At 67.9% G+C, this 19,866-nt stretch carries 23 protein-coding genes; 14 read left to right on the forward strand and 9 right to left on the reverse strand.

From position 1 onward, the window contains the following. Positions 1–52: 52 nt before the first annotated feature. On the reverse strand, positions 53–739 hold the full coding sequence (locus IEY68_RS24335) for a TetR/AcrR family transcriptional regulator (protein WP_062999713.1): 687 nt from the start codon (positions 737–739) through the stop codon (positions 53–55). A 715-nt stretch (positions 740–1,454) separates the two neighbouring features. On the opposite strand from IEY68_RS24335, the gene IEY68_RS24340 reads away from it, so the two are divergent. The 5 genes from IEY68_RS24340 to IEY68_RS24360 all read left to right on the forward strand — a co-directional run bounded on the left by IEY68_RS24340 (position 1,455) and on the right by IEY68_RS24360 (position 6,303). Next, the gene (locus IEY68_RS24340) at positions 1,455–2,807 is read left to right on the forward strand and encodes a DUF445 domain-containing protein (protein WP_189094478.1); all 1,353 of its coding nucleotides are present in this window, start codon (positions 1,455–1,457) and stop codon (positions 2,805–2,807) included. Positions 2,808–3,396: 589 nt separating this feature from the next. Then, a complete protein-coding gene (locus IEY68_RS24345; RefSeq protein ID WP_062999717.1) occupies positions 3,397–3,888 on the forward strand; it encodes a helix-turn-helix domain-containing protein in 492 nt (163 codons plus the stop codon). Further along, a complete protein-coding gene (locus IEY68_RS24350; protein WP_062999719.1) occupies positions 3,885–4,598 on the forward strand; it encodes a hypothetical protein in 714 nt (237 codons plus the stop codon). The genes IEY68_RS24345 and IEY68_RS24350 overlap by 4 nt, the downstream gene beginning before the upstream one ends. A 69-nt stretch (positions 4,599–4,667) precedes the next feature. Continuing rightward, the gene (locus IEY68_RS24355; RefSeq protein ID WP_229718955.1) at positions 4,668–4,964 is read left to right on the forward strand and encodes a DUF2516 family protein; all 297 of its coding nucleotides are present in this window, start codon (positions 4,668–4,670) and stop codon (positions 4,962–4,964) included. A gap of 295 nt (positions 4,965–5,259) precedes the next feature. After that, complete coding sequence (locus tag IEY68_RS24360; protein ID WP_062999723.1) at positions 5,260–6,303, forward strand: alpha/beta fold hydrolase; 1,044 nt, start codon at positions 5,260–5,262, stop codon at positions 6,301–6,303. A 6-nt stretch (positions 6,304–6,309) separates the two neighbouring features. On the opposite strand, the gene purU is transcribed toward IEY68_RS24360, so the two are convergent. Beyond that, on the reverse strand, positions 6,310–7,200 hold the full coding sequence (gene purU, locus IEY68_RS24365; protein WP_062999725.1) for a formyltetrahydrofolate deformylase: 891 nt from the start codon (positions 7,198–7,200) through the stop codon (positions 6,310–6,312). 102 nt (positions 7,201–7,302) lie between these two features. After that, entirely contained in the window at positions 7,303–7,848 is a 546-nt protein-coding gene (locus IEY68_RS24370) for a GNAT family N-acetyltransferase (RefSeq protein WP_062999769.1), read from the reverse strand. Between the two features lie 92 nt (positions 7,849–7,940). Here IEY68_RS24370 and deoC point away from each other — a divergent pair, with 92 nt between their 5' ends. Beyond that, complete coding sequence (deoC, locus tag IEY68_RS24375; RefSeq protein WP_062999727.1) at positions 7,941–8,609, forward strand: deoxyribose-phosphate aldolase; 669 nt, start codon at positions 7,941–7,943, stop codon at positions 8,607–8,609. A gap of 13 nt (positions 8,610–8,622) precedes the next feature. On the opposite strand, the gene IEY68_RS24380 is transcribed toward deoC, so the two are convergent. The 4 genes from IEY68_RS24380 to IEY68_RS24395 form a co-directional block, all read right to left on the reverse strand. Then, complete coding sequence (locus tag IEY68_RS24380) at positions 8,623–9,345, reverse strand: LmeA family phospholipid-binding protein (RefSeq protein WP_062999729.1); 723 nt, start codon at positions 9,343–9,345, stop codon at positions 8,623–8,625. A 108-nt stretch (positions 9,346–9,453) separates the two neighbouring features. Further along, positions 9,454–10,272 (reverse strand): class I SAM-dependent methyltransferase, encoded by an 819-nt coding sequence (locus IEY68_RS24385; RefSeq protein ID WP_229718956.1) that lies wholly within the window; start codon positions 10,270–10,272, stop codon positions 9,454–9,456. Continuing rightward, positions 10,242–10,757: a DUF2505 domain-containing protein gene (locus IEY68_RS24390; RefSeq protein WP_062999731.1), complete on the reverse strand. Its 516-nt coding sequence runs from the start codon at positions 10,755–10,757 to the stop codon at positions 10,242–10,244. Before IEY68_RS24390 ends, IEY68_RS24385 begins: the two co-directional genes overlap by 31 nt. An 82-nt stretch (positions 10,758–10,839) precedes the next feature. After that, entirely contained in the window at positions 10,840–11,328 is a 489-nt protein-coding gene (locus IEY68_RS24395; protein ID WP_062999733.1) for a DUF2505 domain-containing protein, read from the reverse strand. A gap of 57 nt (positions 11,329–11,385) precedes the next feature. On the opposite strand from IEY68_RS24395, the gene IEY68_RS24400 reads away from it, so the two are divergent. Continuing rightward, the gene (locus tag IEY68_RS24400; protein ID WP_062999773.1) at positions 11,386–12,459 is read left to right on the forward strand and encodes a UDP-N-acetylmuramate dehydrogenase; all 1,074 of its coding nucleotides are present in this window, start codon (positions 11,386–11,388) and stop codon (positions 12,457–12,459) included. 173 nt (positions 12,460–12,632) lie between these two features. On the opposite strand, the gene IEY68_RS24405 is transcribed toward IEY68_RS24400, so the two are convergent. Further along, the gene (locus tag IEY68_RS24405) at positions 12,633–13,367 is read right to left on the reverse strand and encodes an SDR family NAD(P)-dependent oxidoreductase (RefSeq protein WP_062999735.1); all 735 of its coding nucleotides are present in this window, start codon (positions 13,365–13,367) and stop codon (positions 12,633–12,635) included. Between the two features lie 23 nt (positions 13,368–13,390). Between IEY68_RS24405 and IEY68_RS24410 the strand changes: the two genes are divergently transcribed. The 3 genes from IEY68_RS24410 (at position 13,391) to IEY68_RS24420 (ending at position 16,220) form a co-directional block, all read left to right on the forward strand. After that, complete coding sequence (locus IEY68_RS24410) at positions 13,391–14,224, forward strand: alpha/beta fold hydrolase (protein ID WP_062999737.1); 834 nt, start codon at positions 13,391–13,393, stop codon at positions 14,222–14,224. Positions 14,225–14,379: 155 nt separating this feature from the next. After that, complete coding sequence (mshA, locus tag IEY68_RS24415) at positions 14,380–15,720, forward strand: D-inositol-3-phosphate glycosyltransferase (protein ID WP_062999739.1); 1,341 nt, start codon at positions 14,380–14,382, stop codon at positions 15,718–15,720. After that, positions 15,717–16,220 (forward strand): type III secretion system chaperone family protein, encoded by a 504-nt coding sequence (locus tag IEY68_RS24420; RefSeq protein WP_062999775.1) that lies wholly within the window; start codon positions 15,717–15,719, stop codon positions 16,218–16,220. Before mshA ends, IEY68_RS24420 begins: the two co-directional genes overlap by 4 nt. A 5-nt stretch (positions 16,221–16,225) precedes the next feature. Here IEY68_RS24420 and IEY68_RS24425 read toward each other — a convergent pair whose 3' ends face one another. Next, positions 16,226–16,573: a MerR family transcriptional regulator gene (locus tag IEY68_RS24425; protein ID WP_062999741.1), complete on the reverse strand. Its 348-nt coding sequence runs from the start codon at positions 16,571–16,573 to the stop codon at positions 16,226–16,228. Positions 16,574–16,796: 223 nt separating this feature from the next. Between IEY68_RS24425 and IEY68_RS24430 the strand changes: the two genes are divergently transcribed. The 4 genes from IEY68_RS24430 to IEY68_RS24445 all read left to right on the forward strand — a co-directional run bounded on the left by IEY68_RS24430 (position 16,797) and on the right by IEY68_RS24445 (position 19,864). Continuing rightward, entirely contained in the window at positions 16,797–17,594 is a 798-nt protein-coding gene (locus IEY68_RS24430; RefSeq protein WP_062999743.1) for an aminotransferase class IV family protein, read from the forward strand. A 53-nt stretch (positions 17,595–17,647) separates the two neighbouring features. Further along, on the forward strand, positions 17,648–18,070 hold the full coding sequence (locus IEY68_RS24435; RefSeq protein ID WP_062999745.1) for a PPOX class F420-dependent oxidoreductase: 423 nt from the start codon (positions 17,648–17,650) through the stop codon (positions 18,068–18,070). A gap of 97 nt (positions 18,071–18,167) precedes the next feature. After that, entirely contained in the window at positions 18,168–19,064 is an 897-nt protein-coding gene (locus tag IEY68_RS24440) for an ROK family protein (RefSeq protein WP_189094480.1), read from the forward strand. A 62-nt stretch (positions 19,065–19,126) separates the two neighbouring features. After that, positions 19,127–19,864: a phosphoglyceromutase gene (locus IEY68_RS24445; RefSeq protein ID WP_062999749.1), complete on the forward strand. Its 738-nt coding sequence runs from the start codon at positions 19,127–19,129 to the stop codon at positions 19,862–19,864. Positions 19,865–19,866 lie beyond the last annotated feature (2 nt).

Genomic DNA, 19,866 nt, shown 5'->3' on the forward strand with positions numbered 1-19,866 from the left:
GAATCAGACTAGCCAAACGGGCCCGGATGTCGAGCCCGCTACGCGCGCCGGCTCAGACGGCCTGGTCGTCGGAGGGGACAGGGGGGAGCACATGCTCCTGTTCGGCGAACTTGGTGCGTGAACCACCGGCGCGGGCCATCCCCTCGATGGCACTCCACACCATCATCGTGAGGTAATCGATGACCTCTTCGCGGGGCAGGGTCTTGTGCGTGGTCCACCAGTGGGTCGCGAGCTGGATACCGCCGACCAGCACATAGGACCACAGCATGACGCCTTCGGTCTCGATCCCGCGTTCGCTGCCACGTTCGGTGATTGCCGCGGCGACCACCTCGGCGAACAACCGTTCGAAATCGGCCAGCGAGGATGGGTCACCGGAACCGGTGCCCATGATGAACCGGTACACCTCGGGGTCCTCGTCGACCGCGCCCACGTATTCGGCCAGTGCCGACCGCACCAGCTGGTACTCGTCGGCGTCGAGGCTGATCGCGCCGTAGACGCGCGGCATCAGCGTGATCTCGATGAACCGCTGCATAGCGGCGTTGACCAGATCGTTCTTATCTGAGAAGTAGCGGTAGAGGACTGTTTTGGACACCCCGATCTCGGCCGCGATCTCGTCCATCCCGGCATTTCCGCCGCGGGTCCGCACAGCCGCGAGCGTGCCGTCGACGAGCTCCTCCCGGCGGTCGATCTTGTGCTGCCGCCAGCGACGTTTTCGTCCGTCGGTCCGCGGGGTACGCACCGGCGCCGATCGATCGGCGGATTTCCCGATATCGAGCAGGTCTTCGGTGGACAGCGTGGGCTCCTCGGTCCGGACGGTTCACGTTCATTCCACTCTAGGCCCCATCCCCGCCCGGGTGGTTCGTTTGGTGCCTGTGTGCATGCGGACAGACATCCGCGAAGAGGAGATCGCCCGAGCGCTCGCCATGCGCTGTGAGCCTGCCCACGCTGGTCGTGGCGTCCGCATATCGTCCCGCGCGGACCGCGCTTCTCCGGAGGCCGGCCGCCCGAGCCCCGCCCACCCCGGTTTCGGAGCAACAAAGCCACACACCGCAAGCAACCGACCGCCTGCCGTACGCCGACCGGACATCGCCGACTTCGAGCACTACACAGCAACGTCCACCCACCCCGGCCGACCGACGCCTACTCCTGCGCACCTCTCCCGCACGCCGGGAGCTGCGACCTTCTCCCGCACGCCGGGAGCTGCGACCTTCTCCCGTACGCCAAGACCTGCGACCTTCTCCCGCACGCCGGGACCTGCGACCTTCTCCCGCACCCCGGTTGGTCCACCTCGGTACCCCGGTTGGTCCACCTCAGTAGGCGGGGCCCGCCCCGGTTCTGGAGCGACGTAGCGAAGGAGCGCAGCGACTGAGCGAAGGAGTGAAGAACCGGGGTTAATAGGGCCCCGCCCCCGCGGCGCCGAAGGCGCCGCAAATAAACACAGCAGAATGGGAGGTATGCAGAAAGCGACCGGTAGCAGCGCGGTGCTCGAATCCGCCGCTGGGGCGTCCACCCCCGGCGGCCCGGCCGAACCACCGGGCGTGTTCGCCACCCTCACCGACGACGCGGCCAAACGACGGGACCTGTGGCGGATGAAGGCCGTCGCGACCGGCCTGCTGGCCGTCGCCACGATCATCTACCTGGTGTGCCGGTGGTTGGAGTCACGCGGCGGCGCCGGCGACTGGGTGGGTTACGTACGGGCCGCCTCCGAGGCGGGCATGGTCGGTGCGCTGGCCGATTGGTTCGCGGTGACGGCCCTGTTCCGGCATCCGCTCGGCCTGCCGATCCCGCATACCGCGATCATCCGCCGGAAGAAGGACCAGCTCGGCGCGAGCCTGGGCGATTTCGTGGGCACCAACTTCCTGTCCCCCGAAGTGGTGACGGCGAAGGTGAATTCCGCGCAGATCCCGTGGCGGGTGGGGCGCTGGATGGCCGGGCCCGGGAATGCGGCCCGGGTCGCCGACGAGAGTTCGACGATCCTGCGTGCGGTCGTGGGAGTACTGCGCGACGAGGACGTCGAACAGGTCATCGACAACACCATCGTGAAGCGGATCGCCGAACCACTGTGGGGTCCGCCGATCGGCCGGGTGCTGTCCGAACTGCTGGCCGACAACCGGCAGCTGCCCCTGCTGGACCTGCTCGCCGAACGGGCCCACCAGTGGGCGCTGGGCAGCCAGGAGACGATCGACCGGATCGTCAACGGCGAGGCGCCGCAGTGGGCACCGAAGTTCGTGAACGTGCTGTTGTCGGAGAAGGTGTACCGGGAGCTGGTCGAATTCACCTGGAAGGTGCGTTCCACGCCCGACCACGAGGTCCGGCTGGCCGCGAACCGTTTTCTGGAGGAGTTCGCCGAGGACCTGCAATACGACGAGACGATGATCGCCAAGGCCGAACGGATCAAAACCGAGATCATGGGCCGGGAGGAGATCACCGGTCTGGCCGAGGCGACCTGGCGGGCGGCCAAACGTCTGATCCTGGAATCCGCCGACGACCCGAACAGCACCCTGCGCCGCAAGGTCGCCGAGAACGTGCAGCAGCTGGGCGAACGTTTGCGCGACGACACCGAGACCCGCGCCAAGGTCGACAGCTGGATCGAGCGCGGCGCCCGCTATCTGGCGGCCAACTACGCCGACGAGATCGCCACCATCGTCAGCGATACCGTGGCCCGCTGGGACGCGGAGGAGGCCAGTAAGAAGATCGAGCTCCAGGTGGGGCGTGACCTGCAGTTCATCCGGATCAACGGCACCGTGGTCGGAAGTCTGGCCGGATTGGTGATCTATACGGTGTCGCAGCTGATGTTCGGAGGGTGAGGTGTAGGGCCGACGCGGATGGGGCCGGGTGCGTGCGGGGCAGGAGTGAGTCTGGAGGTGTGGGTGGGTCTGGAGGTGTGGTCGGACCAGCCGTGATCATGGCCGCTGAGGTAGGGATATGCGGACCTGTTCGTGGAGGTGCTGTGTTTTGGCGCCGCCTGCGGCGTCGCGGGGTTGAGGCCCCCTCGGTCTCGCCGTTCAGGCCTCGAGACTCGAGCCTTCGGCTCATGCGCTTTCGAGGCCTGAACGGCGAGACGGGCCTCAACCCTTCGAGGTGTCTCGTAAGACTCGACTCATGCGGTTATGTCGGCATTCGATGTCCCGGTCGGCATGCGGACACCCAGGTGTGGCACAGCACTAACTTCTAACTTGCTTGCCCTTCACTACCTCCGCTTGCCCTTCACTACCTCCGGATGTACCCATCCGTAGGCGGGGCCCGCCCCGGTTCTGGAGCGAAGGAGTGAAGAACCGGGGTCGATAGGGCCCCGCCAGCGGCGCCGAAGGCGCCGCCATAAACACTGCTAACATAGTGCTTGCAATTGCTAGCACCCTGACCTATCGTTGTACTTACAACGCCAGAAGGTGAGTGATGGTCGACCATCCCGAGGTTTTCGCCCAGCGCATCGACGATCCGGCAGCGTCTGCCGGCGCCGGCGACAAGGCGGCCCGCGTAGTCAACGCGGCGCAGGACATCGGAGGGTTCATCAGGGCGCAGCGCGAAGCCGCGCAGGTTTCGTTGCGCCAGCTCGCCCAGCTGGCCGGGGTGAGCAACCCGTATCTCAGCCAGATCGAGCGCGGGTTGCGTAATCCCTCCGCCGAAGTGCTCACGCAGATCGCCAAGGCCCTGCGGGTTTCTTCGGAGGTGTTGTACGTGCGCGCCGGCTACCTCGAGCAGCGGCCGCACAGTCCCGTCCGGGATGCCTTGCTCGCGGATTCCGCGATCAGCGAGCGACAGAAACAGGTGCTCCTGGATATATACGAGTCGTTCCGCCGGGAGAACGGGCCGGAGGAAACGATCCCCCGGGACAGTGTTGTTCCACAACCGACAACCGACGCTCCACGCCAGGAGAACGATAAATGACCGAGAAGTACACCACTGCCAAACCACTGTTCGCCACCGTCGGCGCCACGGACGCGGTCTACACCGCGGTTGTGGACGCGGTGAGCCAGGTGCGTGAGCGTGCGACCGACGTCAACGGCCGGGTCGACGATGCTCGTGAGCGGTTCGCCGGCCTGCCGGCCGATGTGCAGACCCAGTTCGAGCAGATCCGCGCGCGGTTGTCCGAGCTGCCCTCCGAACTGCCGGAGGATCTGGCCGAACTGCGGGAGAAGTTCACCACCGAGGAGCTGCGCAAGCTCGCCGAGCAGTACTACCGCCAGGCGCTCGACATCTACGCCGACCTCGCGGTCCGCGGCGAGGAGACCGTCGAGCGGTTGCGCGCCAACCATCTGGTCGAAGAGCAGGTCGGCCGGGTGGAGACCCTGTACAAGGACGCCAGCAGCCGGGCCGAGGATGTTCTCGGCCGGGTCAACGGGCTGATCGGCCGGAGCAAGACCGAATCCGCTCCGGCCGCTGAGTCGGCCGCCCCCGCCGCCCCCGCCGCGCCGGAGGTGCTCGATGCCGAAGTGATCGAGGTCGCCCCCGAGGTTGCTCCGGAACCCGCGCCCGCGCCTGTCCCGTCGGCCGAGGCGGCGCCCGCCGCCAAGAAGCCCCCGGTCGCCAAGAAGGCTGCCCCGGTCGCCAAGAAGACTGCCCCGGCAGCCAAGAAGGCCACGCCGAAGAAGGTCTGACCTGACGATTCAGGCGAAGCGCCCCCGTGCACGTGCAGTGCGCGGGGGCGCTGCTCTTATCATGGTGGGGTGGAACAGGTGTATGGCTTGACCGGGTGGATCATGGCCGCGCTGTGGCTGCTGGCGGCGAGCGCGACCATTTTCGCGCTGGTGCACGCCGTGCGCCAGCGTTCCGACGCGTTCACCGCGGTCGACAAACTGACCAAACCCATATGGCTGGGCATCCTGGGGGTGGCGATTCTGCTGCTGTTGGTGAATTTCCTCAACCTGGGTCTGCTGGCGTTCATCGCGATCATCGCGACCGGTATCTATCTGGCCGATGTGCGGCCGAAAGTGGATGAGGTTCAGCGCGGTCCACGCTGGTAATCGCGCTTATCGGCATCGTCGGCGGCGCTGCGGGCCGGGGCCCTGACCCCGGTTCTCCACTTCGTCGCTCGGTTGCCGCCCTCCGTTCGCCCGAGGACTGGGCGGGCCGGACCGTGATGCGAGCGCCGGGTGAGCGCCGGTTCTGCCCCCGCTCGTCCGGTATGTGACCTATCTGAAAAACAGGCCGATACGGCCGCTCGGGACGGTGAGATCGTCTCGACTGTGGTGTGTGCGCTGGCGGGCCCCGACTCCACGCGTTACTGTGTCAATCGGTAACACAAAGGAGTGTGTGTTGATGCGTGCGACCATGCCGAAGGCACTGAGCGCCCTAGCCGAACAGGTCGAGGGGCTGTTCGAGGTGCACCGTGCGGGGCTGCGCACCCGTGGCGGCTACCGTAATCCGGCTTTGAATCCGCCGAGTGCCGAACATCAAGTGATCGATGTGCGCGCCGATGACGGGGCTCGCCTGCGGGTCCACGCCTATGGGCCGGAAGACGCTCAGCCGGTAGTACTGATCCACGGCTGGACCTGCTGTCTCGAATACTGGAACCCGCAGATCAACGCCTTCGCCGAGCAGTACCGGGTCATCGCCTTCGACCTGCGCGGCCACGGTGAGAGCGAATTCGGCGAACCCGATCAGCTCGATTGTCACCTGCTCGCCGACGATCTCTGCGCGGTACTGGACGCGGTGCTGCGGCCCGGACAGCGAGCGGTGCTGGTCGGGCACAGTCTCGGCGCGATGACCGTCCAGGCCTGGGCCGGAAAATATCCGCAGCGGGTGACCGACCAGGTCGCGGCCGCACTGCTGGCCAACACCGGACCGCATTCGCTGGTCGCCGAGACCACGGTGGTGCCGTTCTTCAACCGGCCACTGCCGCTGCTCAACCGGATGATTCCGCTGCCGGCCTGGCTCGGCCGCAACGGGCTGAGCGCCCGGATCGTCTTCCCTCCGGTGGCCGCGGTGCGGTGGATCTTCGCCCGCCAGATCATGAGCCTGGCCGCCGACCCGGAATCGATCGAGTTCGGGATGAACATCGTGCGCTCCTGCCGGTCCCGGATCCGCTCGGAATTCGGGTTGCTGCTGGCGCAGATGGACCTCGGGGACGCGGCTCGTCACCTGGTGGTGCCGACCACGGTGGTGGCGGGAACGGCCGACGATATGACACCGGCGGTGCATGCCGAGCAGATCGCGTCCTGGCTCCGGGAGTCCGGGAATCTCGTGCAGTTCGTCCTGCTTCCCACCGGTCACCTGGGCAATCTGGAGGAGATCGACGGGTTCAACGAGATCCTCGAACAGGTGCTCACCTCGGTGCGGAAACCGGCCGAAGCGACCGGCTGACCCGCGTCAGGAGAACACGACGGTGCGCCGCCCGTGCACCAGTACCCGGCTCTCCAGGTGCCAGCGCAGGCCGCGGGCCAGTACCACTCGCTCGATATCGCGGCCTTCGCGGACCATATCGGTCACGCTGTCGGCGTGGTCGACGCGGATCACGTCTTGTTCGATGATCGGTCCCGCGTCCAGTTCGGCGGTTACGTAGTGGCAGGTCGCGCCGATGAGTTTGACGCCGCGCACAAATGCCTGGTGATAGGGGCGGGCACCTACGAACGAGGGCAGGAAACTGTGGTGGATATTGATGGCCCGCCCGGCCCAGTGCTCGCACAGATGCTCGGGTAGCACCTGCATGAATCGGGCCAGCACCACCGCGTCGGGGGAATGCGAGTCCACCAGTTCCCGAACCTGTTCGAAGGCCGGGCCGCGTTCGGCCGGGTTCTTCGGGAACGGCACGTGGTGGAAGGGGATGCCGTGCGCCTCGGTGATCGCCGCCAGATCGAGATGGTTGCCGATAACAGCTTCTATGGTGGCGGGAAGCTCACCGGAGGTCGCGCGGCCGAGTAGATCGTGCAGGCAGTGCCCCTCTCTGCTCACCAAGACCACCGCGCGGCGCCGCACTCCCGAATCGTGCACCTGCCATTCGGTTTCCGGGCCGAGTTCGGCGGCGACCCGCTCGAACCGGCTGCGCAGCTCCTCCACGCCGAACGGCACGGTGGAGGCCTTGATGGACTGCCTGGTGAAGAACCAGCCGGTCTCGAGGTCGGAGTGGTAGCCGGCCTCCAGGATGGAGCCACCGAATTCGGCGATGAACGAGGTGATGGTGGCGATGATGCCCGGGCGGTCGAGACAGCCCAGAGTGAGCACGTAGCGTCGGCCGTCGGGAACGGTGGCTGCGGAAACCATGACGTCATCCTGACAGGACGACCGCCGGCCGGTCGCCGCGACTCCGCGGTTCCGGTCGACCGGGTGTGCCGGGGCCGCGTCGCGGGGGACGCGGCGGTCCGGTCACAGATCGTAGAACGGGGCGGCGTACCGGAATTCGCCGACTATCTGGGAGTCGTAGGCACTGAGCGGCCGGATCTGGAAATGGCTCGCCCATTCGGGCCGGTCGGGAATTATGCCCAGACGCGCACCCGGCTGGAAACCGAACCGGGGGTAGTAGTCGAGGCTGCCGAGCAGGCCGACGAGCGGTTCGTCCAGGGCGTCGGCGGCGCCGAGTACGGCGTGCATGAGTGCCGACCCCGCTCCCCGGCGCTGCTGTTCGGGCAGTATCCCGATGGGCCCGAGTGCCAGCACCGGGAACGGGCCCACGGTGGCCCGGGTGACGCATACGTGCCCGACAACGGTCTCGCGGTCCACCGCGACCATGGACAGGGTGGGCATCCATCCGGGATCGGTACGCAGCCGAGCCAGCAGCGCGACCTCCGGCGGCGCCTCTGCCGGAGCGGTGCCGGCCGCAGGGCCGTCCGGCGCGTAGTGCGGGGCGAAGGCGCTACGGTGCACGGCTGCGACAGCGTCGCTGTCGACGGCTCGTTCGCGGCGGATCAGCAACATCGTCCTCTCGTCGGAAGGCGATACGAGTGTGCGGGAGGAGTTCGAGGCGCGCAACGGAATTCGCCGCGCGTGTGCCAGACTCTCGTCCCATGGCCGATTCCATATCGCTGACCAGGTCCGAGGTGGCCGCAATGATCGACCACACGCTGCTCGCCCCGGAGGCGACGAGCGCGGATGTTACCGCCGCCGTGGCCGAGGCCCGGGAACTCGGTGTGTACGCGGTATGCGTTTCGCCGGCCGCGCTGCCGGTACGGGCTCCGGGCCTGGTGGTGGCGACCGTCGCGGGATTCCCCTCCGGAAAACATCATTCGCTGGTCAAGGGGGCCGAGGCCCGCCTCGCCGTGGAGCAGGGCGCGGCCGAAGTGGATATGGTGATCGATATCGGCGCGGCGGTCGCGGGCGATTTCGCGGCGGTTCTCGCCGATATCATCGTGGTACGCGAGGCGATCTCGGAGCGCGCGGTGCTGAAAGTGATCATCGAATCCGCCGCGCTGACCGACGAGGCGATCGTCGAGGTGTGCCGGACGGCCGAGCGCGCGGGCGCCGATTTCGTGAAGACCTCCACCGGTTTCCATCCCGCCGGAGGCGCCGATGTGCGCGCGGTCCGGTTGATGGCCGAGACCGTCGGGGGGCGACTCGGGATCAAAGCCAGCGGGGGGATCCGTACCGCGGCCGCGGCTGCCGATTTGATCGCCGCGGGCGCCACCCGGCTCGGGCTGTCCCGGTCCCGGGCGGTGCTCGAAGGTTTCCCCGCCTGACGGCCGGCGGGGGTCAGCAGGTCGCCTCACCTTCGACGGCCGGCAGTTCGGTCGGACCGCCACGGAGGTCGACCTCGATACCGTTGCCGGTGACCTGCAACGCGGTCGGCTGCAGGCCCATCGGGTAGGTCTGCAGGCTCTCGGTCATCAGATCCACGACGCCCTGCGCCAGATCGTCGGGCACTCCGATACCGAGGAACTGTGCCTGGGACACATCGATATCGACTCGGCCGTCCTGTATCCGTGGGGTGAGTTGCATGGCCCCGAAACCGCCCAGCACCTTCATGGTGAGCTGCCCGGTATCGGGGTCGGACTGCACATCGCTGACCAGACCCTGCAGCGTCTGGGAGATACCGGCGTTGCTCCAGGAGACGTCGGCGTTCGAACTCCCGACCGAGCTGCCGCTGTTACCTCCCTCGGCCATCTCGATATCGTGGAATTGGGCGTGGACCTGCATATCGACGGCCGGACCGAATTCGTCGCCTTTACTGTCGACGTCCATCCGCGAGACCTTCCCGTCCAGCCAGGTGAGCAGTAGCGGTTTCGCGCCGAAGCCGACGTCGATCTGCGATCCCATCTCTTTCTCGAACTGCGCACTGATGCAGCCCGCGATTTTGTGCCGCGCATACGCTTCACCGCCGATCAGCGCGGCCACCACGAGCACGACCACGGTGATCAGGGCGATCGCGACGGTCCGGCGGCTGACCTTCGGGGCAGACAGGGACTTGGTGGGCATGCTCGAGATTCTTCCCGATGATTCTGTGCCGGCTCTGTGGCCCGGTTGTGGGCGGAGGGTGAATGTGACGACGTCAGCGCCGATCGGAACGGCAATTTATGATTTAGATCACATTTGTTGTTCCGCCTGTCCGGCGGGGGCGACCGCCGACCACGGGACGCTCAAGACATTGTCCCGTAATCGCCGCCGGTAATGGTGTACCGGAAAACCTTGTTCCCGCAGGAGGTCCGCCGCCGCACGCCAGCGCACCCGCGGGCCGAAAACCGCCAGGGGTGCGGTATGCGCCCACGCCCGGTCGGCCGCGCCGAGCAGATCGTGCACCGGTTCACCCGGCACATTGCGGTGGATCAGCGCCTTCGGGAGCCGTTCGGCCAGCGCAGAGGGACGCTCGACGGTGAACGGATCCCATGCCAGGGTCAGTGTGCGTGGTCCCGAGTGGTCCAGGACCACCCAAGCGCATCGGCGGCCGAGTTCGTCGCAGGTGCCCTCGACCAGCAGCCCGCCCGGGGCCAGCCCGGACAAAATCGTCGCCCATGCCCCGGCCACCGCCGACTCCGGGTACTGACGCAGCACATTGAACGCGCGGACCAGCGTCGGACGCAGATCCGCCAATTCGAAACCGCCGCGGGCGAAGCACACGCCGTCACGAGCCGGAACCACCCGCGCCGGATCGATCTCGAGTCCCACCACCCGCACATCCGGGCGGACGGTGCGCAACCGGGCGGCCAGCTCCAGCGTCGTCCACGGTTGTGCTCCGTAACCGAGGTCCACCACCAGCGGGTCGGCGGCCCGGCGCACCGCTTCGGAGATCCGCGGATCTCCGATCAGCTGACGGTCGCTGCGGCGTAGCCGGTTGGTTCCGGTGGTACCACGGGTGACAGTGCCGAGCGGAACGCTCAGCCGGCCGGTTTTTGCTCGTCCAGCCACTTCTGGGTCACTTCGGCCTCGGCACGGAACAGATCCACCAGATTCACCAGCATGAGCTGCTCGAGCCGCGGACCCATCATCGGGATGAACACCTTGGCCTCCGAGGACATCCGCATGGTGCATCCGGTGTCGGTCGGGAAAAGACGTGTCGTACCGGTGAGGCTGCCGGGCCCGGCGGGGATCGACGCCGAATACTTGCCCTCGACCTCCGGGCCGAACGGCCCGAAGCTCTCCTTACGGGTGATGACCATATCCTTGCGCATCACCGACTGCGCGACCTCGGGCAGCGTCTCGCGCGGCAGGATGTGGTGCAGGACCACCTCGATGCCGTTCTCGTTCACATCCAGACTGATGACTTCGTTCGGTGAGTACTTCCGCATCTCGACCATCCGGGCCTCCCAGTAGGCCTGGTCGGTCAACGCCGCGTACAGCTCTTTGGTGGTGTGCAGCGGGTAGCGGGCGGAGTAGTCCAGTCGACGAGCCATGCGCGGTAGGTTACCGCCCGGACCTGCCGGAGCCGTATGAGGCCGGGCGGGCTCGGGCTTCCGAACCCGCGGTCACCGGGCGCTACCCCTGTTCGGCGATCCAGGTGTTGGTGAACTCGGTCTCCTCGGCCAGCAGTTCGGTGAGACGCTCGCCGATGGCCTCCTCGATCTTGCGGCCGAACAGCGGAACCTTCACCTCGATCGTGCCGGAGATCTCGGCGACCGCGCCGGTGGGTTCGTCGGTGGCGGTGATGGTGCCGCGGACCTCCGCCGGCGCCCCCTCGACCCGCGCCTCGAAACTACCGGTGGTACCCGTCCACAGTTCGGTGCGCGGAATGATCAGGTCGCCGGGACGTACGGCGGTGATGGCGGGCGGTAGCAAATCGGCGGGGATGGACTGCACGACCTCGACCCGTACCTGCTCGCCCTCGACGTTCAGGGAGACGAACTGGGCCTCGGGCCCGCCCACGGCGGCGATCCGGTCCTTCCAGTACTGCTCGTTGCAGAACGCCTCGCGTACCGCGGCAACCGGATGAGAGTAGTGAGCCGTATACGCCAGCGCTGTAGCCATGACCGAACACGCTACCGTCTGGTCGTGCGAACTTCTCGGGCTGTCCCGGCGGACGAACTGCGGCAGATACTGGCCGGAACGGGCGCGGTCGTACGGTCCGCGGTCCCGCTGGCGGAACTGACCACGCTGCGCGTAGGCGGCCGGGCCACCGTCGCCGACTGCGGTACCACCGCGGCGCTGGTGGCGACCGTGCAGGCGCTGGACACCGCCGCGATTCCGGTGCTGCTCGTCGCCGGAGGCTCGAACCTGCTGGTCTCCGACGAGGATGTGGCGTCGGTGGTGGTCCGGGTAGTTACCGAGGGCGTCGAATTCGGGGCCGACAGCGTCACCGCGGAGGCGGGTGCGAACTGGGACGACGTGGTCGCGAAGAGCGTGCGCGCGGGGTTCGGGGGGCTGGAATGCCTGTCCGGGATCCCCGGGTCGGCGGGGGCGACACCGGTGCAGAACGTTGGGGCATACGGTGTCGAGGTCGCGAATCTGCTGCGCCGGGTACAGCTGCTGGACCGGGCGACCGGCGATATCCACTGGGCCGGTCCCGACGAGCTCGCGTTCGGCTACCGGACCAGCCGGCTCAAACACCGTGACGACGCGGTGGTCCTGGCGGTGGAATTCGCGCTGCACCCCGACGGTACGAGCGCGCCACTGCGCTACGGGGAGCTCGCCCAGCGTCTGGACGCCACCGAGGGGGAGACCCGCCCGGCGGCCGTCGTCCGCGAAACCGTGCTCGGCCTGCGAGCGGGCAAAGGGATGGTGCTCGATCCCGCCGACCACGACACCTGGAGCGCCGGCTCGTTCTTCACCAACCCGGTAGTCCCCGACGGCGAGGTGGATCGGGTCCGGGCCGCTATCCGGGACCGGCTCGGTGAGGTATCGGTCCCCACCTACCCGGGGACCGGCGGGGTGAAATTCTCCGCGGGCTGGCTGATCGAACGCGCCGGTTTCGCGAAGGGATTCCCGGGCGCGGAGGCGCCCGCACGGCTGTCCACCAAACACACCCTCGCCCTCACCAATCGCGGTGCGGCCACGGCCGCCGATATCGTCGCGCTGGCCCGGACGGTGCGCGACGGAGTGGCGGAGCGGTTCGGGGTCGTACTGGTACCGGAACCGGTGACCGTGGGAGTGGAACTCTAGCGGTACCGGCCGCGCAGTCCACGGGTCCGCCGCGAGCCGCGAATCGACCGAAGCCCGCCGTACCGCATTGCCGTCGGGCAGACCTTCCGCTCTCGGGATCGCGGCGATACTCAGCGAAGACGGTCATATGAGCAGGTAGGTGGCGTAATAGGCGAGGCGCCGGGTGGAGGCCGTCAGCTGCGGCGGGCGAAGCGGCCCGGGTCGGCCTGGTCGCGGGGTTTGACAATGATCTGATCCAGGTTGACATGCGGGGGGCGGTTCGCCACGAAGGCCACGATCTCGGCGATGTCCTGGGCTACCAGTGGGTCGATGCCCTGGTAGACCGCGGACGCGCGGTCGGCGTCGCCGTCGAAGCGGACCAGGGAGAATTCCGTCTCCACCGCACCGGGGGCGATTTCGGTGAGCCGGACCGGTCGGCCGAGGAGTTCGCCGCGCAGCGTCCGATGCAGGACGGCCTGGGCATGTTTGGCCGAGGTGTACCCCGAGCCGTTGTCGTAGGCGTGGAAGGCGGCGACCGAGGTGATGGTGACGATGAGTCCGTCGCCGGAGGCGATCAGTTTCGGGAGCAGTGCCTTGGTTATCCGCAGCGTGCCGAGCACATTGGTTTCCCACATCCAGCGCCAATCGTCGAGATCGGCGTCGGCCACGGTGGCCAGGCCCTTGGCGCCGCCGGCGTTGTTGACGAGGATATTCGCGTTCTCGACCGCGTCGGCGAATGCCCGGACCGATTCGTCGGAGGTGACATCGAGTTCGAGCGCGGTACCGCCGATCTCGTCGGCCAGCGCGCGCAGCCGGTCGAGCCGGCGGGCGCCCACGTACACGTGGTACCCCTGTTTCGCGAGTTCCCGGGCGGTGGCTTCGCCGATACCCGAGCTGGCCCCGGTGACAACAGCGGTGCGTGTGCTCATGAACCCGATCCTATGATGCGCTCATGGCCATACGGGAAGCGCGCAGTGCGGACGGGACCGGCATCGTCTATCGGACGGGTGGGCCCGCGCAGGCGCGGCCGTTGGTGCTGGCGCACGGCTGGTCGGCGGATCTGCGCTGCTGGGGGCGAGTGTTCGACGACCTCGCCGCCGATTTCCGGGTGGTCGCCGTCGACCTGCGCGGTCACGGGTATTCGGGGGCGCCCGATTCCGGTTACGACGATTCGAAGAACTGGGCCGCCGATATCGCCGCGGTACTGGCCGCCGAGTCCATCGAATCGGATGCGCTGCTGCTGGGGTGGTCCTACGGCGGGATCGTGATCAGTGACTATCTCGCCGAATACGGTACGGGCGCGGTCGCCGGAGTCGTCTACACCGGCGCGACGGCCAATATCGGTAAGGGTGTGCCGGGTGCCGAGGTCGGGGAATCGATGCAGCAGGCGATTCCCGGGGTGTTCGAGGAGAGCGCGGGGCGGGCAGTGCGCGGTTTCTCGGCGTTCGGGAACGCCAATACCGGCCCGGGTCCGGACAAGGGCCCGGATGCGCAGCGATTGTTCGGCGCGAGTCTGGCGACTCCACCGTTCGTCCGCAAGGCGCTGTTCTACCGTTCGGTGAACAACACCGAGACCCTGCGCGGGCTGGATGTTCCGGTGCTCGTCCTGCACGGTTCGGCGGATCCGGTGGTGCCGGTCGCCAACGGCCGCTATATCGCTGATACCGCTCCGCTGGGCCGGGCCTCCATCTGGGAGGGGGCGCAGCACGGGCTGTTCATCGAGGATCCGGCCCGCTTCGTGCGCGAGGTCCGCGAGTTCGCCGCGGAGTGCGATGTGAAGTCCTGATTGTCCGTGACGGGCGCTTTTACTGATCTGTCCGGCTCTGTGGGCGGGTGCCTCGGTTGCACGCCGGGACTCGGGGAGAGTGCCGAACCGGCGAGGTGTGATCACTTTCACGACCGGGGAAGGCCGGGCCGGGCCGGGGCGTTGCACCGTGCAGTATGGACATCGTGAGTCAACGCCCGGACCGACGGCCGAACCGTATCGCCGTACTGACGGTGCACACCTCACCACTGGCGCAGCCCGGTACAGGCGATGCGGGCGGGATGAATGTCTACGTCCTCCAGACCGCTCTGCAGCTGGCCCAGCGGGGGACCGAGGTCGAGATCTTCACCCGGGCCACCTCCTCGAATCTGCCGCCGGTGCAGGAAGCCGCGCCCGGGGTACTGGTACGCAATGTGGTGGCCGGGCCCTTCGAAGGCCTGGACAAACACGATCTGCCGACGCAGCTGTGCCCGTTCACCGCCGAGGTGCTGCGGCAGGAGGCCCGGCAGCTGCCCGGCTACTACGACCTCGTGCATTCGCACTACTGGCTGTCCGGACAAGTGGGCTGGCTCGCCCGTGACCGCTGGCGGGTGCCGCTCGTACACACCGCGCACACCTTGGCGGCGGTGAAGAACGCCGCCCTCGCCGAGGGGGATTCCCCCGAACCGGCGACCCGCGAGATCGGTGAGAAGCAGGTCATCGCCGAAGCCGATCGGCTCACCGCCAATACCGTCCGGGAGGCGCGCGACCTGGTGGATCTGTACGGTGCGCTGCCCGACCGGGTGGATATCGTCCCGCCGGGCGCGGATTTGACGCAGTACCGCCCGGGTGACCGGGCGGCGGCCCGCGCCGAGTTGGGGCTGGCGGCGCACGAGGAGATCGTCGCGTTCGTCGGCCGGATCCAGCCGCTGAAGGCACCCGATGTACTGGTGCGCGCCGTGGCCGAGGCCCTGCGGCGGCGACCCGGTCGCGCCCTGCGCGCCCTGATCGTGGGCGGCCCTTCCGGTACGGGCCTGGAGCGGCCCGACGCCCTCATCGAACTCGCCGCCGAACTCGGCATCGCCGACCACGTCACCTTCCTGCCACCGCAGCCGCCCGACCGGCTGGTGCAGGTGTACCGGGCCGCGGATCTGGTCGCGGTGCCGAGCTACAACGAATCTTTCGGGCTCGTCGCGCTGGAGGCGCAGGCGAGCGGGACACCGGTGCTGGCGGCCGCGGTCGGCGGGCTGGGTACCGCGGTCCGGCACGAGCACAGTGGGCTGCTGGTGGCCGGGCACCGTACTCCGGACTGGGCCGGTGCGCTGGAATATCTGCTCGACAACCCGCGGCGGCTGCGCCTGCTGGGCGCGCAGGCAGTGACGCACGCGGCGGATTTCTCCTGGGCGCATACCGCCGAGAAACTGCTGCACAGCTATACCGCCGCGCTCGGCGGTTACGGTCGCGGTCCGGCTATCCTCGGCGAGAGCCAGGCCAGATCGCGGGCGCTGTGGCGGCGCCGGACGGGAGTGCGCAGATGAGCGGGACATCGGCCACGGCGCGGATCGTCGAGGAAACACTGCGGGATCGCGAGATCGAGTACACCCACCCCGGCGACGATGTGTTCGTCGCCGTGCTGCCGGGTGAGCGGAAGCTGAAGACCAATGTGATGCTGACCCTCGGGGCGCACGGGGTGCGTTTCGAATCGTTCGTGTGCCGCAAACCCGACGAGAACTTCGAAGGCGTCTACAAGTATCTGCTGCGCCGTAACCGGCGTCTCTACGGCGTCGCGTACACGATCGACAAATTGGGCGATATCTATCTGGTGGGCCGGGCGGCCACGCACGCGATCACCGCCGAGGAACTGGATCGGATCTTCGGACAGATCCTCGAGGCGGTGGACGGGGATTTCAACACCCTGCTCGAACTCGGCTTCGCCGAATCCATCCGCAAGGAATGGAAGTGGCGGGTCTCACGCGGTGAATCGTTGCAGAACCTGCGCGCCTTCGAACATCTGGTCGATTCCGCCGATCCGAACTGAGGCGGTCAGCGCGAGCCGATATGTTCGATGAGGCCGAGCAGTTCGCTCCGGCGGTGCCGTAGGTCGTCGAGTTTGCTGTCCAGCGCGGCGAGTTCGGCACGAAGGGCGGGTTCCATACAGGGCTCGACGTAGTCGGCGCCGTCCCATTCACAGTCGAGTACTTCGTTGATCACGCGAATCGGTAATCCGGCGGCGAGCAGGCGACGGATCCGGGTGACATCGCCGACCGCTGTTTCGGCGTAGCGACGGTATCCGTTCGTGGTGCGTTCGGGCGTCAGCAGCCCGCGTTCCTCGTAGTACCGCAGCAACCGCTGGCTGGTGCCGGTCGCGGCCGCGAGTTCGCCGATCCGCATGGGGTCTCCTCATCGTTCCTGTGGAGCAACCGCAGCCGGGACCTGGTGATTCCGGCGCTTGACCTTCACACCGTGTGAATGTGGACGGTGGAGGACATGCGAGCTGATCGGTGACACCACCGGCCCGGCCTGTCCGAAGGACAGCTCGGCGGCTGCCGCACTCGGGTTCGCCGCCGGTGACCTGCCGGCGTTTCGATTCCGGGCCCGCGGAACAGGAGACACGATGACAGTTCATACCGCCCAGCTCGACGGCCGTGCCGCAGCCGCCGCGGAATTGGCGCCACTGGCCTTCGCCGGCTATGCCCACTTCACCGCCGCTCAGGTGCGCGGTGGGCGGATCCGTGGCCTCGATCTGCATCTGAACCGGTTGCGGGAGGCTTCCGAACAGCTTTTCGGCCGAGCACTTCCGGACGACCGGGTGCGCGAATTCCTCCGCGCAGCGCTGGCCGCGAGCCCGGCCGATGTCTCGTTGACCGCCACCGTGTTTTCGCGGCCGGGTGAGTTCGTCGCGACCGGCGCCGACCTCTCGGTCCTGGTGCGAACCGGTGCACCCGCCGCGGGCCCCGCCGGGCCTCTCGCGCTGGCGGCGGTGGAGTACGAGCGGCCACTCGCCCGGGTGAAGCACGTCGGCGAAGTGGCCAAGACCTACTATCTGCGCCGGGCCGTCCAGCAGGGATTCGACGACGCGGCCTTCGTCGACCGCGAGGGGCGGCTCAGCGAGGCGACCATCTGGAATCTGGCGTTCTGGGATGGTGATTCAGTGGTGTGGCCCCGGGCCGGGATGCTGCCGGGGACGACGATGGGCATCGTGCGCAGGCAACTGGACCGTCTGGGCGTGCCCCAGCGAACCGGGGATATCGCGTCGCGCGACCTGCCCGGTCTCCGTGGAGCGGTGGTCATGAACTCGTGGACGCCCGCCGTATCCGTGCACCGGATCGGGGCCATCACCCTGCCCGCGGCGCCCGATTTCGTCGAACTGCTGCATCGGTCCTACGCGGAGGAGCCCCTCGTCGTGCCGTGAACACCGAGCCGGCCCCGGGAATGAACGGATCGTGCGGGCGGTAGATAGAGGGCATGAGACTCGACGATGCCGCTCGCACATTCATCGGCGCCGGAGCCGACGCCACGCTGGTCACCCTCAACCCGGATGGGAGTCCACAGGTCAGCGTGGTGTGGGTGGCGCTACAGGAGGGGCCGGATGGTGACGAACTGGTCACCGCGCACCTCGGTGAGTACCGCAAGGTCCGCAATGTGCGCCGCGACTCCAGGGTGGCGGTCACTATCCTCTCGCCGGAGAAGGGCGAGATCATGCGGCCGTATCTATCGGTCACCGGAATCGCGCGCATCGTCGAGGGCGGCGCACCGGAGCTGCTGGCGGAGCTGGCGAAAACACTCACGAGTCCCGGCGTGGCCTTCCCGCCCCCGGACGCTCCGCCCGGCCTGCTCACCCGGATCCGGATCGACAAGGTCGGCGGTATCGGTCCCTGGGCTCCGTGACAACGACCGCTCGCGCACGCCGGTGTGATAGTTCGGAACCCGGCCGTGAATGGGTGACAATCGGGGCCTGCGGATCAGATCTTCGGGAGGCGGCGCGGTGGCGGTTCTGGCACTGGATATCGGGGCGACGAAATTCGCCGCGGGGCTGGTGGACGCCGCGGGCCGGGTGAGCGCGGTGCGGCGGGTCCCGGTACCGGACCGCGATGTGTGGCAAGCCTGTGGCGGGCTACTGCGTGAGGTCGCGGCCGGGGCCGCGGTGACGGCGGTCGGTATCGGATCGGCGGGGCCGGTGGACGTTCCGTCCGGTATCACCCGGGCACTCAATATTCCGCAGTGGCGCGACGGGTTCGCGATCGTCGCGGCCGTCGGTGCGCTGTTTCCCGGCGCCGTGGTGCGTTTCGCCCTCGACGGGGCGTGCCTGGCACTGGCCGAACATTATTCGGGTGCGCTGCGCGGGCTGCGGAACGGACTGGCGATCACCGTCTCGTCCGGGATCGGTGGCGGCATCCTGGTCGACGGCCGGGTGTCGACGGGACGTACCGGAAACGCCGGTCATATCGGTCATATCGTGGTGCCCGGATGGGATGTGCCGTGCGCCTGCGGAGGTTTCGGTTGCCTGGAAGCGGTGGCGAGCGGGATGTCCTCGGTGCGGTGGGCACGGGCGCAGGGCTGGGCCGGCGATACCGGCGTGGAACTGGCGCGCGACGCCCGCGCCGGCGAGACGATCGCGCTGGCCGCGCTGGAGCGGGCCGGTACTGCGCTGGGGATCGCTGTCAGTTCCGCGGCCGCGTTGCTGGATGTGGACACGGTCGTGGTCGGTGGTGGTTTCGCGGACTCGGGAGAACCGCTGTGGGCGCCATTGCGGGCGGCGGCCGCCAGGCACGCGGGATTGGGTTTCATCCGTGAGCTCCGAGTGGAACGGTCCGGTCTCGCCGAGGGCGCGACACTGCGCGGCGCGGCCATCCTGGCGGCCGGTCTGTCTGTACAGGCGTAGCCGGCGGTGACGGGGTCCCGGGGGTGCGCGGCCCCGGATCGGGCCATGGCAGGATGGCCCGCATGACGAACACCCTCGTTTTGCTGCGCCACGGCGAGAGCGAATGGAACGCCCTGAACCTGTTCACCGGCTGGGTGGACGTGCATCTCACCGATAAGGGCATCGCCGAGGGTAAACGGGCCGGTGAACTGCTGGCCGAGCACGGAATCCGGCCCGATATCGTCTACACGTCCCTGCTGCGCCGCGCCATCTCGACGGCGAATATCGCGTTGGACGCCGCCGATCGCCACTGGATCCCGGTGGTGCGGGACTGGCGCCTCAACGAACGCCACTACGGCGCGCTACAGGGGAAGAACAAGGCGCAGATCCGCGACGAATACGGCGAGGACCAATTCATGCTGTGGCGGCGCAGTTACGACACGCCGCCGCCGCCGATCGAGCTCGACAACGAGTACAGCCAGGTCGGCGAACCGCGATACGCGGGAATCGAGGTCCCGCGTACGGAATGTCTGCTGGACGTGGTGAACCGGATGGTCCCGTACTGGGAATCGACCATCTCGCGGGAACTGCGCGGCGGAAAGACGGTGCTGGTCGCCGCCCACGGTAATTCGCTGCGTGCCCTGGTCAAACACCTGGATGCAATCTCCGACGACGATATCGCCGGGTTGAACATCCCCACGGGAATTCCGCTGCGCTACGAATTGGACGACGATCTGCGTCCGGTGCGCCCCCGGGAATATCTCGATCCGGAAGCCGCGGCCGCCGGTGCGGCCGCCGTCGCGAGCCAGGGCGGAAAGTAGTT

This window comes from Nocardia jinanensis (genome assembly GCF_014645735.1).
In the GTDB taxonomy this organism is placed as follows: Bacteria; Actinomycetota; Actinomycetes; order Mycobacteriales; family Mycobacteriaceae; genus Nocardia; species Nocardia jinanensis.

What these genes read in the sequence shown, in the direction of transcription:
- IEY68_RS24395 (WP_062999733.1), bottom strand. Translation starts at nt 11,328, where the DNA reads ATGGCTACAGCGCTGGCGTATACGGCTCACTACTCTCATCCGGTTGCC.
- IEY68_RS24420 (WP_062999775.1), top strand. Translation starts at nt 15,717, where the DNA reads ATGAGCGGGACATCGGCCACGGCGCGGATCGTCGAGGAAACACTGCGG.
- IEY68_RS24340 (WP_189094478.1), top strand. Translation starts at nt 1,455, where the DNA reads ATGCAGAAAGCGACCGGTAGCAGCGCGGTGCTCGAATCCGCCGCTGGG.
- mshA (WP_062999739.1), top strand. Translation starts at nt 14,380, where the DNA reads ATGGACATCGTGAGTCAACGCCCGGACCGACGGCCGAACCGTATCGCC.
- IEY68_RS24445 (WP_062999749.1), top strand. Translation starts at nt 19,127, where the DNA reads ATGACGAACACCCTCGTTTTGCTGCGCCACGGCGAGAGCGAATGGAAC.
- IEY68_RS24360 (WP_062999723.1), top strand. Translation starts at nt 5,260, where the DNA reads ATGCGTGCGACCATGCCGAAGGCACTGAGCGCCCTAGCCGAACAGGTC.
- IEY68_RS24380 (WP_062999729.1), bottom strand. Translation starts at nt 9,345, where the DNA reads ATGCCCACCAAGTCCCTGTCTGCCCCGAAGGTCAGCCGCCGGACCGTC.
- IEY68_RS24405 (WP_062999735.1), bottom strand. Translation starts at nt 13,367, where the DNA reads ATGAGCACACGCACCGCTGTTGTCACCGGGGCCAGCTCGGGTATCGGC.
- deoC (WP_062999727.1), top strand. Translation starts at nt 7,941, where the DNA reads ATGGCCGATTCCATATCGCTGACCAGGTCCGAGGTGGCCGCAATGATC.
- IEY68_RS24350 (WP_062999719.1), top strand. Translation starts at nt 3,885, where the DNA reads ATGACCGAGAAGTACACCACTGCCAAACCACTGTTCGCCACCGTCGGC.
- IEY68_RS24430 (WP_062999743.1), top strand. Translation starts at nt 16,797, where the DNA reads ATGACAGTTCATACCGCCCAGCTCGACGGCCGTGCCGCAGCCGCCGCG.
- IEY68_RS24345 (WP_062999717.1), top strand. Translation starts at nt 3,397, where the DNA reads ATGGTCGACCATCCCGAGGTTTTCGCCCAGCGCATCGACGATCCGGCA.
- purU (WP_062999725.1), bottom strand. Translation starts at nt 7,200, where the DNA reads ATGGTTTCCGCAGCCACCGTTCCCGACGGCCGACGCTACGTGCTCACT.
- IEY68_RS24390 (WP_062999731.1), bottom strand. Translation starts at nt 10,757, where the DNA reads ATGGCTCGTCGACTGGACTACTCCGCCCGCTACCCGCTGCACACCACC.
- IEY68_RS24425 (WP_062999741.1), bottom strand. Translation starts at nt 16,573, where the DNA reads ATGCGGATCGGCGAACTCGCGGCCGCGACCGGCACCAGCCAGCGGTTG.
- IEY68_RS24435 (WP_062999745.1), top strand. Translation starts at nt 17,648, where the DNA reads ATGAGACTCGACGATGCCGCTCGCACATTCATCGGCGCCGGAGCCGAC.
- IEY68_RS24410 (WP_062999737.1), top strand. Translation starts at nt 13,391, where the DNA reads ATGGCCATACGGGAAGCGCGCAGTGCGGACGGGACCGGCATCGTCTAT.